This is a genomic window from Shewanella sp. 0m-6 (assembly GCF_052977325.1).
On the sequence record NZ_JBRIMD010000013.1, the window covers coordinates 26360 to 40128 of the forward strand.

The 13769-nt window shown below is 44.3% G+C and carries 8 protein-coding genes; 6 read left to right on the plus strand and 2 right to left on the minus strand.

Annotated elements, in window-relative coordinates; translation table 11 throughout:
* Positions 1-50 precede the first annotated feature (50 nt).
* Both ACVBJC_RS11530 and ACVBJC_RS11535 read left to right on the plus strand, forming a co-directional pair.
* Positions 51-5345 (plus strand): PAS domain S-box protein, encoded by a 5295-nt coding sequence (locus ACVBJC_RS11530; protein ID WP_447160905.1) that lies wholly within the window; start codon positions 51-53, stop codon positions 5343-5345.
* Between the two features lie 155 nt (positions 5346-5500).
* Positions 5501-6520 carry an HD domain-containing phosphohydrolase gene (locus ACVBJC_RS11535; protein WP_447160906.1) on the plus strand — a complete coding sequence of 340 codons (1020 nt, stop codon included), beginning with the start codon at positions 5501-5503 and terminating at the stop codon, positions 6518-6520.
* A gap of 121 nt (positions 6521-6641) precedes the next feature.
* Here the strand turns inward: ACVBJC_RS11535 and ygfZ are convergent, their stop codons facing one another.
* Complete coding sequence (ygfZ, locus tag ACVBJC_RS11540) at positions 6642-7616, minus strand: tRNA-modifying protein YgfZ (RefSeq protein ID WP_447160907.1); 975 nt, start codon at positions 7614-7616, stop codon at positions 6642-6644.
* Between the two features lie 212 nt (positions 7617-7828).
* On the minus strand, positions 7829-9058 hold the full coding sequence (gene serA / locus ACVBJC_RS11545) for a phosphoglycerate dehydrogenase (protein ID WP_447160908.1): 1230 nt from the start codon (positions 9056-9058) through the stop codon (positions 7829-7831).
* Between the two features lie 256 nt (positions 9059-9314).
* Here serA and ACVBJC_RS11550 point away from each other — a divergent pair, with 256 nt between their 5' ends.
* From ACVBJC_RS11550 to deoD, 4 genes are all read left to right on the plus strand, one after another.
* Entirely contained in the window at positions 9315-9920 is a 606-nt protein-coding gene (locus ACVBJC_RS11550) for a DUF2238 domain-containing protein (RefSeq protein ID WP_447160909.1), read from the plus strand.
* A gap of 262 nt (positions 9921-10182) precedes the next feature.
* Positions 10183-10854, plus strand: a complete 672-nt coding sequence (locus ACVBJC_RS11555; protein ID WP_447160910.1) for a response regulator transcription factor — start codon at positions 10183-10185, stop codon at positions 10852-10854.
* Between the two features lie 684 nt (positions 10855-11538).
* A complete protein-coding gene (locus ACVBJC_RS11560) occupies positions 11539-12765 on the plus strand; it encodes a NupC/NupG family nucleoside CNT transporter (protein ID WP_447160911.1) in 1227 nt (408 codons plus the stop codon).
* A gap of 98 nt (positions 12766-12863) precedes the next feature.
* The gene (gene deoD, locus ACVBJC_RS11565; protein ID WP_447160912.1) at positions 12864-13574 is read left to right on the plus strand and encodes a purine-nucleoside phosphorylase; all 711 of its coding nucleotides are present in this window, start codon (positions 12864-12866) and stop codon (positions 13572-13574) included.
* Positions 13575-13769 lie beyond the last annotated feature (195 nt).

Below are 13769 nucleotides of genomic sequence, written 5' to 3' on the forward strand. Positions count from 1 at the left end.
GTATGGCCGCTCTTTGTTGTAAGCCAATAAAACGTTAACCACTGTGGATTATGGATATGAGCAGACTTCGTTCTTTTCGTAGTAGAATTTTATCGCAAATAGCGCTGCCTCTTATCGCTATTATGACAGTGGTCTTTAGTATTAATGCTTGGCTGAATTATCAAGATGAAGAGCAAGATATCTATGAGCAGCTTGGCCAAAAAGCGCAGAGCGCTGCCCTGCATTTAGAGTATTTCTTAGAAACCGCAGAAACCGATACGCGCTCTATTGCCGATTTTTTGTCTGAAGCGGATGACGATGACTTATACGCTGATGAAATGACGCTTAAACAGCTGCTAACCCGTCGCCTTGATAGGCATGCCGATTTCTACGGCAGTGCCATCGCGTTTAGCAAATTCGCTATTGATAACCGCGAACTGTTTGCACCTTACGCCTATCGAGAAAATGGCAAAGTTTTGACCTTAGACATTGGCGCCGATAGCTACGATTATACCAACGGTGAGTGGGACTGGTGGAGTAAAGCCATCAATGATATCAATGGTTATTGGTCGCAACCTTATGTGGATGAAGGGGCGGGTAATGTGTTGATGGTGAGCTTTTCTCAACCCTTTGGTGAACAGCCCCCTTTCTTGGGCGTCGTGACGGTTGATTTAGCGCTAAATGAAATTCCTAATATGGTTGGGATCTCGCCCAAACGTATCGTTGTTATAGATGAAAAAGGTCAACTTATTTATCATCATAATCAGGGATTGTTGCTGCAAAGAGGTGCAGATAAATGGCTGGCTAAAACAGCTGATAACCAAGGGTTTATCGATTTAGTTAACCGAGGTAGTGCAGGTTATTCCTATATAGAAGACAGCTTAGGAGAACGATATCTAGCCAGCGTTGGGGTGGTACCTACGTTGAATTGGCGGGTGGTGATTATGACCGCTGAAAGTCATCTCCATAACGAGTTTCTTCGTGACTTTTCCTCTTTAAGTCTCAACTTATTGTTACTGTCAATTTTGCTGTTATTAACGGGCTATATAACCTCTCGGCGCTTAACTCGGCCTATTGAAGAGTTAGAAGCGGGGATTGTTGCCTTCGGTGCGGGAAAAACCAAACGGATAAAAAAACCCCACGGAGCCGCCAGTGAAATCGCGACCTTAACCAATAAATTTAATGATATGGCTGAGGTGTTAGAAGAGCGTGAAGAAGCGCTGCTTGATTCTCGCGGTAATCGTTTTGCTAAGTTGATTGATGGTATGAGTGATAAGTCATTTTATTGCTCGGTTGACCCAAGTGGTCAGATAGATCAGGTGAGCGAAGGGGTCGAGAAAGTCTTAGGTGTCTCAGCTGAACTACTCAAACGTAAATATCAGCGTATGTTCTCCGACAATCCCATAAACGAAGTTAATTGGCAGTATATGGACCGAGCATTGCTCGGTGAAAATGTACCGCCACACCAGATAGAGATGATTGATGCTTCGGGTAAATTACGTCATTTAGATGTATTTATGCAGCCGTTATTATCTGACCAAAAAGTGCTGCTTTCGATTGAGATATTATTTAACGATGTCACTGAGCAGTTTTCTGCCGCGGCATGGTCGAATGCGGTACTCGAATCTGCACCAGAGGCGATGCTTATTGTGGATGAGTCGGGCAAGCTGGTGTTTACCAATAGCCGCTGCCAATTGCTATTTGGTTACAGTGAGCAGCAGATGCTGGCGATGTCAGTAGATGAATTGGTGCCAGAGGCAATCCGCGCCAATCATGCCGATTTCCGTTCTCAGTTTGTCGCCGAAGGACGCGACCGAAAAATGGGCTTTGACTCATCCTCTATCTTGATGGCAGTGAAAGCAGATGGGAGTGAGTTTCCGGTTGAAATAAGCCTAGGTTTACTCCCCGTAGATGCCGATGGCAAGCGTCAAATCGCGGCGTCAGTGAGAGATATGACGGTCGAACTTGAAGTCGCTCAGCGTATAAAAGACAGCGAAAATCGCTTTAGAGGTTTAGTCACTAATATTCCTGGCGCTGTTTATCGCACGCGTATTGGTGAGTTATGGGTGATGGAGTATGTCAGCGAAAACATCATCGATATTACCGGGTTTCCTGCATCGGATTTTATTGAGAATGCGACTCGTAGCTTTGTCAGCTTGATTGTTGAACAGGATTTGGCATCCACCAGTCAAACGATAGAAGATGCGCTATTAGCGCATAAAAGTTTTGAAGTGCAATATCGCATAAAACATCGCGATGGCAGTATCCATTGGGTGCATGAAAAAGGTAACGCGATATATGGCGATGATGGGCATGTGCTGTGGTTCGATGGCAGCATCAACGACATTACCAGCAGTAAATTAGCCCAAGAAGAAATTGCCCAATCCCAGCAACAACTTGAGACGATTACCGAGTCTATCCCTAGTACGGTTTACCAGTTACATTGGTGTAGCAATACCGAACGTAAATTTACTTTCCTATCTAACGCATGCATAGCCACCTTAGGTCTTCATCGCGATGAAGTGCTCAATAACTTTGATCAAGTTGCAGAGCGCATCATCAGTGAAGATCATTCACGCATTATTGAGGCATTGGCGGGTAAAAGTAGTAAGGGTTTACGCTGGACCGAAGAGTTTAGGTATCGTCATCCCATCGGTGATATTCGCTGGCTACAGGCTGGTGCTCACGGCAGTGTACTCGCCGATGGTTGCATTACCTGGAATGGCTATTTAATGGATATTACCGATCGTAAGAAAATCGATAAAGAGCTCGAGGATCGCGAAGCTCACTTTAGGGCATTATTTGATAATGCTGGGATCGGCATTGTCAATGTTGATGAACGCGGGAGCATACTCGACTGTAACGAGCAATTTAGTCAATACATGCAAGTGGCGACGTCTGAGCTCAAAGGACGTTCTTTCTTTGACTATCAATACAGCGAAGATCGTGATGATGCCAAGGCCTTGTTCCGGGAGCTTACTGAAAATGGTAATGACAGCATTACCACCGAAGTGAGATTACTAAACGATTCTGGCGAGTTAATGTGGATGGATCTCACTTTGACCCGATTACAAGATAAACAGGGCGAGTCAAAGTCAGTCGTGCTATCGATGGCTGATATTACTTCGCTTAAGCAGCTATCGGTTGAGCTGCAGCAGGCTAAGGACAGTGCTGATGCAGCCAGTAAGGCTAAGAGCGACTTTTTGGCGAATATGTCCCATGAAATTCGCACTCCGATGAATGCCATTATCGGCATGTCCCAGCTTTGCTTACAAACCCATCTTGATAAAAAACAGCTGAACTATGTCGAGAAAATAGATCGAGCCTCTCAATCTTTACTTGGCATTATCAATGATATTTTGGATTTCTCTAAAATTGAAGCCGGAAAACTGGATATCGAATCCGTACCCTTTCAGCTCGATACCATGCTCGAAGATCTCAGTGACATGTTCTCAGCGAAAGCGGCAGACAAGCAGCTAGAGTTATTGTTTGCGGTTGCTCCCAACATTCCTAGGCATTTAGAAGGTGATCCGCTGCGTTTAAGCCAGGTGCTGATTAACTTAATGAATAACGCCATTAAGTTCACTGAGCAGGGTGAAATTCTGCTGTCTATTAGCCAGCTCGCACAGGCTGACGACGACATATTACTCAAGTTTAGTGTGCGTGATAGTGGCATCGGGCTGACAGAAGAGCAGCGCAATAAACTGTTTAAATCATTTAGTCAGGCCGACACGTCAACCACACGTAAGTATGGCGGCACAGGGTTAGGCTTGGCCATTAGTAAACAGCTGGTGGAATTGATGGGCGGCGAAATTGGCGTCGATAGCCAGTTTGGAAACGGCAGTACTTTCCACTTTACAGTGCGCTTAAATATTGCGGATAAAAAACTACTAAAAGTCAGTCAAGAAGTCGAAGGCATGCGGATCTTAGTTGCTGATGATAATGCAACTGCGCGAGATATTTTACGCTCAACCTTAGAGAGCATGGGCTTTGAAGTCGACACGGTTAGAAGTGGTTTGGAAGCGGTAGAGCGCTGCAAGAATCAAGACTACCCGGTGGCATTAATCGACTGGTTAATGCCAGAGATGAACGGTGTAGAGGCGGCGACTAAAATCTTATCTGAAAACAGTAATCCGCCTAAAGTGTTACTGGTTTCTGCCCACGCTAATGAGGCGTTCATCGAGCAGATAGAGCAAAGTGATATTGCAGGTTATATCACTAAGCCTATCAGTGCTTCGCGTTTGCTCGACGGTATCATGCTATCGCTAGGCAAGAATGGCGCCATGCCAGTTAGGCGCAAGGGCTGTGATGTTAATCAGCAGTTGTTGGCACAATTGCAGGGTAAGCGCATCTTATTGGTTGAAGATAATGAGATGAATCAGGAGGTGGCAACAGAGTTTCTTGAGCAAGTCGGAGTGGTGTTATCGATTGCAGAAAATGGTCAAGTTGCCCTAGACAAACTCGCTCTACATACCTTTGATTTGGTGTTGATGGATTGCCAAATGCCAGTCATGGATGGTTATCAAGCCACTCAAGAACTCAGAAAAATCCCACAACTTGCCAACTTACCTGTGATTGCCATGACCGCAAATGCAATGGCTGGGGATCGTGAGATGTGCCTGCGCGCCGGTATGAATGATCATATTGCCAAACCGATTGAGGTGTCGCTGCTTTACACCACTTTGCTTGAATATTTGGGCGAGGGTAACAGTGAATTTGCCCCTGCCGATTTTACAGCAAGAGTTGTAGGCGACGCGGTGCTGTTTTGGCCACAGCATCAAGCATTAGATATCGATAAAGGCCTCCAGCTGGTGCAGAATTCGGTGCGCTTATATCGCAGGATTTTTGAGCGCTTTTATCATGGTCAAATCCATACGGCTGAACAAATAGATCTCGCCTTAAGCCAGGGAAAAAGCAATGATGCGATTCGATATGCGCATACGTTAAAAGGGGTTGCTGGTAATTTGTGTTCGCCCCAACTTGTAGAGCTTGCTAAGCAAATAGAATCCAAGTTACTCGACTCAACGACTGCAGATATTAACGCTGAATTAGTAGAACTTGGCGAACTTATCGACTCGATTTGTAACGCCATTGCAAAATGGTTATCACGCCTTGAGCAAGATGATGTAAAGCTGCCAGAAAAGAGTAAGACCTTATTGTCTGAAGCAGAGTTGGCAACTGCAGTGCGTGAGTTATTAACTATGCTAGAAGAGGCGGATTCAGACGCCGTGGATAAAATGACTGATATTCGCGAGCAGGTTTCGGAGCCGGTGTGGCAAAAAATGAGCCCAGCGGTAAACATGGTCAACAGTTACCAATTTGATGAGGCCGCGGAGCTTATTGAAGCACTGTTTAGCACTGAATAATGCTCCTTTGACGGGATAACCGTTTAGCACTGAATAATGCTTCTTTGACGGGATAACCGTTTAGCACTCAATAATGCCCTTTGACGGGGTAACAGTTTAGCAAATAGATTGATAAATACGCCTCTTCAATGAGCACTAAAAGGAGAACGGGTTTAATGGATAAAGCCACCATTTTAGTAGTGGATGATACCCCTGAGAATATTGATATTTTGGTGGGGATCCTAGGCGGAGATTATAAAGTGAAGGTGGCCATTGATGGCCCTAAAGCGTTGGCTTTAGCGGCTAAAACCACACCGGATCTTATTCTTCTTGATGTGATGATGCCGGGAATGAATGGCTATGAGGTGTGTAAACGGCTTAAGCAAGATCCATTAACCTGCCATATCCCAGTGATATTTGTGACCGCTCTCGCCGATGTTTCCGACGAAACTCAAGGGTTTGAGCTAGGCGCAGTTGATTACATCACTAAACCTGTTAGTGCACCCGTTGTGAAAGCGAGGGTAAAAACTCATTTAACCTTGTATGATCAAAAACGTCTGCTCGAACAAGAAGTGAAAGTGCGTACAAAAGAGTTAGAAGAGACTCGTTTTGAAATCATTCGTCGCCTTGGCCGGGCTGCAGAATATAAAGATAATGAAACTGGCCTGCATGTTATAAGAATGAGTCATTATGCTCGATTGTTGGCGATAGAGTCAGACCTGCCCGATAAGTATTGCGAACTTATTTATAACGCAGCACCTATGCATGATATCGGTAAAATAGGCACGCCTGATTCTATTCTAAAAAAGCCTGGAAAACTGGATGAGGATGAATGGGTTGAGATGCAGCGCCACGCCGAAATTGGAGCTGAAATCATTGGTGATCACAGTGACCCCCTGCTAGAAATGGCCCGTCGAATAGCATTAACGCATCACGAAAAGTGGGATGGTAGCGGTTATCCTAATGGATTAGTGGGAGAAGAGATCCCGATAGAAGGTCGCATTGTAGCAATCGCGGATGTGTTTGATGCATTAACTTCTATCCGCCCCTATAAAAAAGCATGGAGTGTGGAAGAAACGGTTGCACTCATTGAGAGCGAGGCGGGTAAACAGTTTGATCCTGAGTTGGTGGAACACTTTAAACAGATAATTGATGAGGCAATTAAGATCCGTGATGCCCACAACGAAAGTGAGTAGCATTGAGCCTATGGTAAAGATTGCTGAGCATTAAATATAAAAGGCGCATAACGCGCCTTTTTTCGGTCTATTTGTTACTGCCTACACTGATAAAAAGCGACTGCAGAACTGATAGTGATTACTATGAGTCTTGCTCTTCTAGCGAGTAAGGCAGTGCAATTAAGCTCAGTTCAGAGCCAGCATCGGCAGCAACTCTTAACTTAGCATCGAGCTGGGTATCGTTGGCTAATACTGCAGTTAACAACACTTGCTCGCCACGCTGTACAGATTCGATGATAGTCCCCGCACGGCGGAAGCCTTCATCATCTTCTAGTGCAATCTCAAGTTGGCTTTCATTGGTTAATGGCGCTGTTACGGTACCGCTAACAATATAAAGTGCGCGTTTGTTACCACCGCGATACTTCATTCGAGCAATGGTTTCTTGGCCCATGTAGCAGCCCTTGTTAAAGCTGATGCCATTGACCGCCTGTAAATTACACATCTGCGGTACAAATTGACCTTGATGGTTAGCGCCTAAATTAGGGTATCCTGCAGTGATTTCAAGGGCTTGCCATGCGCTAGCATCGAAAATAACTTGCTCGATATTCGCCACTAGGCTAGCGGCTTGTTCTGCTGCAATCGCGAGGATATAACGACCAGCATCATGAATAATCATGCCGTTATCGATTAAGGTCAGCTCGTTATTTAGTTCACCAAACTGCGCGGTTAACCAAGCCTTTGCCTGTTCACCAGCCACACCTAACAATAACCAAGCATCGCTTGCGTCGCTAAGTTCAGCTTTACTAAATACGGCGTATTTTTGCAGTTGTGGTAGGTCAAGTGCCAAGGTGTCTTTTGGCATCATTAAGAAAAGGGTGTCACCTTTAGCGAAGGTTCTAAAGCTGGCCAGCATCTTACCTTTAGGATCACAATGAGCGCCCCAGCGCCATTGGTCGCTTTCAAGCGAGCTGATATCGGTGGTCACTTGGCCGTGAATGAAGCTGCGGCCTTGCTCTCCAGTGACAGAGATTAAGCCTAAGTGTGTTAATTCAGAAAAAAGCAGTTCAGGCTGTTGTCCATTAAGAGGCCAAGTTGGCTGAGAAGTTGACAGCGTCATAAGAGGATCCAAGAATTAAACCAATAAGGACAATGATTGTACCGCTAAAATCTTACTGCGCAAGCGCAGCAGTTCAAACTCATTGCTATCATCAAGACAAAACAAAGGCCGTATAATGTGATTATACGGCCTTATTCAGTGCAGCTTGCTAAAGGACTAGACGTTCAACTTCAGTTAGTGAATTAGACGTTGTTGACCTTTAATGAACTTTATTAGTGAAGCAATCGAGTTCTAATCGTGCCTTCAATCGCTTGCATCTCTATTAGCGCTTCGTCAGCCTTATCAGAATCGACTTCCATCACCACGTAACCAATTTCAGCCGTGGTTTGTAGATACTGAGCAGCAATGTTAATGCCTTTTTCTGCAAACGCGGAGTTAATCTGGATCAAGATCCCCGGACGGTTACGGTGAATATGCAGTAAGCGCGAAGTACCAGAGTGTTGAGCCAGTGACACTTCAGGGAAATTCACCGCTGTCATGGTTGAACCATTATCTGAGTATTTAGCCAGTTTGCCAGCGACTTCGATACCGATGTTTTCTTGAGCCTCTGCCGTACTGCCGCCCACATGTGGAGTGAGTATGACATTGTCTAGGCCGCGTAGTGGGCTGACAAACTCATCGTCATTAGATTTAGGCTCAACAGGAAACACGTCGATGGCGGCGCCAGCAAGGTGTTGCTCTTTTAGTGATGCCGCTAACGCATCGATATCAACCACTGTGCCGCGAGAGGCATTAATTAAAATGCTGCCTTTACGCATAGAAGCTAGCTCTTCATAGCTAATCATCTCTTTTGTCTGTGGTGTTTCAGGTACGTGTAGGCTCACCACATCGGCAATCGATAGCAGTTGCTGTAGTGAGTGCACTTGCTGTGCATTACCCAGCGGCAGTTTATCTTCAATATCAAAGAAGACAACGCGCATACCCAAGGTTTCAGCAAGAATACCTAGCTGAGTGCCAATATGGCCGTAACCGATAACCCCTAAGGTTTTACCGCGAGCCTCATAGCTTCCTGAAGCGCTTTTTAGCCAGCCGCCACGGTGAGCTAGCGCATTACGCTGTGGGATCCCACGAAATAACATGATGATCTCACCGAGTACGAGTTCAGCTACGCTACGCGTATTTGAGAATGGTGCGTTAAATACAGGGATCCCCAGTTTTTCAGCTGCAGCGAGACTGACTTGGTTAGTACCAATACAGAAACAACCAATGCCAACGAGTTTGTCGGCTTGGGATAATACGTCTTCAGTCAATTGGGTACGGGAGCGGATACCAATAAAGTGGGCATCTTTAGTCGCTGAGGCTAATTCGTCTCCAGCGAGTGATGCTTTGTGATATTCAATGTTGGTGTAACCCGCACGTTCAAATACATCTACCGCAGATTGGTGGACGCCTTCCAACAGCAGGATCTTAATTTTATCCTTGTCCAGCGAATGTTTCGCCATGATTTATGTACCCTTTTAGTTTATATGTATTATGTATACTTAGTGCCACCGCAGAGACGACTAAACTCTACGTTGTAGGAGTGGTTTGGGTATAGACTGTCAATGTACTAAGGACTGCAAAGCCTTCACAACTGATATTTACTTCGAAAGCGTAACAGAGGTAACAAAGTATCACTTTTTTTACTGACTGTGGAGGGCTAGATGGCTAAAGTGTTTATTCTTAATTTAGAACAATATGGTATATGAGGGCGATATTTTGAATAAAAGCGCTGTGTGGCTAGTGATATTCTTCGCAGTATTAATCTGGTCAGGTATTAATCCTAAAGATCAATTTACCTGGTTTTTAGAGGTTGCACCGGCCTTAATTGCATTACCTATTCTGATCTATACCCGCAATAGTTTTGCTTTAACGAGTTTAGCTTATGGCTTGATTTTGATTCACTGCATCATTTTGATGGTGGGTGGACATTATACCTATGCTGAAGTGCCGCTATTTGATTGGATTAGCGACTGGACGGGCGCTCAGCGTAATAACTACGACAAAGTCGGCCATTTTGCTCAAGGTTTTATTCCGACTATTTTGGCCCGCGAGGTATTTATACGTCTCAGTGTTGTTAAGTTAGGAGCTTGGTGTAACTTTCTAGCTATCTGTTTTGCTTTAGCATTCTCTGCTTTCTATGAACTTATAGAGTGGTGGGTTGCGGAGCTGACCGGTGAAGATGCCGAAGCGTTTTTAGGCACCCAAGGGTACGTATGGGACACGCAGTCTGATATGGCAATGGCGCTAGTAGGGGCAATATCAGCCATTCTGTTGCTTAGCCGTTTGCATGATAAGCAGTTGAGCACAAAACTTAGTCAGTAAAAATCATAGTCAGTAAAAATCATAGTCAGTAAAAATCATAGTAGGCTTGCTGGCTATACCAGTTTACCTAGGCATAGACTAGGTAAACTCTGTATACTTCTGCTGCTTATAACGAGTTACATGATGTGGCTCGGGCCAATATTTAAAATCGTGCTTTCGTTCTAAAGCTAACAAGCGTTAATCTGTTCTGGGAATACTTCAGGATCTAGATTTTAGTTTGTTCTATTTAACGGACAGGCAAAACTTTTCAGGGAGGAAAGTGATGAGAAAAATTGACGAAGTCGTCTTTCTGCATCAAATGGCGTCCCCTTGTCATTTGGCAATACTTGCAGAGTCAATCGGATTAAAAACTCGGGTTATCTCTAATGTAGAACAGCTTGAAGCCAATAGTAGTGATAACTGCTTTTATCTGGTTTCTCAACAAGGTGCAGCGCTCGATATTAATGGTATTCCGTTGGTGGCGACTCAATTGGTCAAGCATGTTCCTGTAGCGCTTTATCATGTCGAACGAGAAGGTATTGCTGCAGAAGCTGCATTGCTGCAAGGGATCCGTGGTCTACTGTTTTTGAATGAACGTATGGACCTGCTGCTAACTGGCTTACGTAAGATGTTAGCCGATGAGTTATGGTTCGATAGGCCGTTGATGAGCAGTGTATTGCGTCAATTAGTCAGCAAAATGGACGTACCTGAAGCCTTGACCAGTGAAGAGTCGGAATCACTTGAGGTGCTAACTAATCGTGAGAAAACCATTATTCAATTGGTATCGAGTGGCGCACGCAATAAAGAGATCGCAGGTAAGCTGAGTATTAGCGAGCATACGGTTAAGGCACATATCTCTTCTATATTTAGAAAAACTCAAGCGAGAAATCGTGTAGAACTGCTGCGCTGGGCACAATCATTCCAGAGCCAACTTAATCTATATGCATTGAACTAATGAATTTATCAGTATTGAGCATAAACTCACACGACTAACGTTACTCTGAACATAGCTTTAAACTGTAGTGGTATAGTTAATTTTAACATAGCTCTGAGCATGGTCAGGCTTAATTTAAGCTCGTTAACACTGTATCGGAAGCGCTAAAACTCACCTTTTAGGCGTGTTTTGGCGTCCGACTTCTGCACTCAGTGACCTTACAAGCGAACAAGCATTACATCATCCATTCACCTTAAATACGTTTGCTAAAAACACGCTAAGATTTAATCTCCGCTTAATATCTAGCATTTTTAATAGGTGCGTAAGTAAGAGATTGCGTTAAACACTAAGTTAGCCATCAAATATGATAATTTTTAGTCATTAGTAAAGTTATAAACTTTCAGTTTTGTATTTTTTGGATCTGAAATTAGTCGTTTTGTGACTAATTAAGCTTTGTTCTTGCGAGTGAAACCTTTGGCTTTGTTGTTGCTTTAGCTGGTTGCGTGAGCCATTCCTGTTGGGTTTGTGTATTATTTATGTTTTAAGATTATTTCTATTTATATGCTTTTCTACCGTTTCGATTCAATTAGCTGCTCTAACCGATAAAAACTTACTTTATCTTCGTCAATCTCAGCCAATTTCCTTGCAGCAAAATACTGCCTGTATACACTGCCGTCATATCAAGATTTAAATGGTAATAAATGTATGGAAGTTTTCATCAGTTTGTTCGGCATGTTCTGTCTTATAGGATTAGCGGTAGCGCTATCTGAAAATAGAAAAGCAATTAATCTTAGAACTGTACTCGGCGCATTGGCGTTTCAAGTCGCCTTTGGTGCATTCGTTATGTATGTTCCTATGGGACAGGCGGTGCTTGATGGTGCATCAAATGGTGTGATGCACGTTATCGGCTATGCGAATGAAGGCTTAGGGTTTTTATTTGGCGACCTTGCTAAGTTTGGTGTTGGCTTTATCTTCGTGATTAACGTGCTATTTGTGGTGGTATTTATTAGCTCGTTAATTGCCGTACTTTATTACCTCGGCATTATGCAATGGGTTATTGGCCTTATCGGTGGCGGTTTATCTAAGCTACTGGGTTCTAGCCGCGCAGAATCATTGTCAGCAACAGCCAATATATTTGTAGGCCCAATCGAAGCGCCATCTATGGTGCGACCTTTCGTTAAGCATATGACTCGTTCAGAGTTGTTTGCGGTAATGACGGGGGGCTTAGCGTCTGTGGCTGGCGGCACCATGATTGGTTATATCCAGATGGGTGTTGACGTTAAATACGTACTGACTGCCGCGTTTATGACGGCGCCTGCTGGTCTACTGTTTGCCAAATTGATGTGGCCAGAGACGGAAACCCCGCTAAACGACATCAAGAAAGTGATGGACGATATGACTGACAAGCCAGCTAACGTGCTTGATGCCGCAGCTAATGGTGCGGCAATGGGTATGCAGCAAGTACTGTCGGTATCTGCACTGCTATTATCGTTTGTCGCACTTATCGCCATGGTCAATGGCATGCTAGGCGGTATCGGCGGCTGGTTCGGTATCGAAGACCTAACCATGCAAGCTATCTTAGGTTACATACTTGCCCCACTAGCATGGGTGATGGGCGTGCCTTGGAGCGAAGCGACACAAGCGGCATCATTTATCGGCCAAAAGATGGTGATTAACGAGTTCGTCGCTTACATCGATTTCTTAAAAGTGGCTGATCAGCTATCAGAAAAGACGCAAATCATTATCAGTTTCGCATTGTGTGGTTTTGCCAATATAGGCTCTCTAGCCATGGTGATTGGCGGCCTAGCTGCACTTTGCCCTGAACGTCGTCACGACTTAAGTGCATTAGGTATGAAGGCGCTTATTGCGGCGGCTTTAGCTAACCTAATGAGCGGTACTATTGCAGGTTTACTTTATAGTTTAGCGAGTTGATCCGCTGGGTAAATAACCTATTTTTTAGTTAGTTTTTTAATGAGAAATGCTTGTTTAATAGCGCAAGCAAGCATTTAATTTTGAGTAAGGAAAGTATCATGACTCCACATATCAATGCCGCTGATGGCGCATTTGCTAAAACCGTATTAATGCCTGGCGACCCACTACGAGCTAAATACATTGCTGACAACTTTTTAGACAATGCTGTGCTCGTGACTGACGTTCGTAATATGTTGGGTTATACCGGTGAATACAAAGGTAAGAAGATCTCTGTAATGGGTTCTGGTATGGGTATTCCATCAATCTCAATCTATGCCAAAGAGTTGATCACCGAATATAGCGTTCAAAACATTATCCGTATCGGTTCATGTGGCGCAGTAAGTAACAAAATCAAGTTGATGGATGTAGTGATGGCGATGGGCGCGAGTACTGACTCTGCGGTTAACAGAACCCGTTTTGCAGACACCGATTTTGCTATGATTGCCGATTTTAACTTGCTAAAGCGTGCTGCTGACTCAGCAGAAAAGTTAGGTGCTAACTACCACGTGGGTAACCTGTACTCTTCTGATCTGTTCTACAGCAGTGATGAGAACCGTTACGACTTGATGGAAAAGTACGGCATTTTAGGTGTCGAAATGGAAGCCGCTGGTCTTTATGGTGTTGCCACTGAATTTGGTGCTAACGCATTGGCTATGATGACGGTAACCGACCACCTGCGCCAAGGCCTGCATTTGACTGCAGAAGAGCGCCAGCAAACACTAAACGATATGATCAAGCTCACGTTAGATGCAGTGGAAGATCTTCTTTAATAAAGAATTAAGTTTAGCAAGATAGGCTGCGCGATCACTAACAAGCAAAGAAACATAGAACAGCTTATCTCTTTACCCTCTGGCCCGCGATTATGCACACTAAGTTGGACGTTTCTAGCGTAATCGACAAAAAATATTAAGTATTCTCGCGGGCCAACTTTAACTCTTCACTCTTACTCTATAAGCCAACATCAT

What these genes read in the sequence shown, in the direction of transcription:
- ACVBJC_RS11530 (WP_447160905.1), top strand. Translation starts at nt 51, where the DNA reads ATGGATATGAGCAGACTTCGTTCTTTTCGTAGTAGAATTTTATCGCAA.
- ACVBJC_RS11535 (WP_447160906.1), top strand. Translation starts at nt 5,501, where the DNA reads ATGGATAAAGCCACCATTTTAGTAGTGGATGATACCCCTGAGAATATT.
- ygfZ (WP_447160907.1), bottom strand. Translation starts at nt 7,616, where the DNA reads ATGACGCTGTCAACTTCTCAGCCAACTTGGCCTCTTAATGGACAACAG.
- serA (WP_447160908.1), bottom strand. Translation starts at nt 9,058, where the DNA reads ATGGCGAAACATTCGCTGGACAAGGATAAAATTAAGATCCTGCTGTTG.
- ACVBJC_RS11555 (WP_447160910.1), top strand. Translation starts at nt 10,183, where the DNA reads ATGAGAAAAATTGACGAAGTCGTCTTTCTGCATCAAATGGCGTCCCCT.
- ACVBJC_RS11560 (WP_447160911.1), top strand. Translation starts at nt 11,539, where the DNA reads ATGGAAGTTTTCATCAGTTTGTTCGGCATGTTCTGTCTTATAGGATTA.
- deoD (WP_447160912.1), top strand. Translation starts at nt 12,864, where the DNA reads ATGACTCCACATATCAATGCCGCTGATGGCGCATTTGCTAAAACCGTA.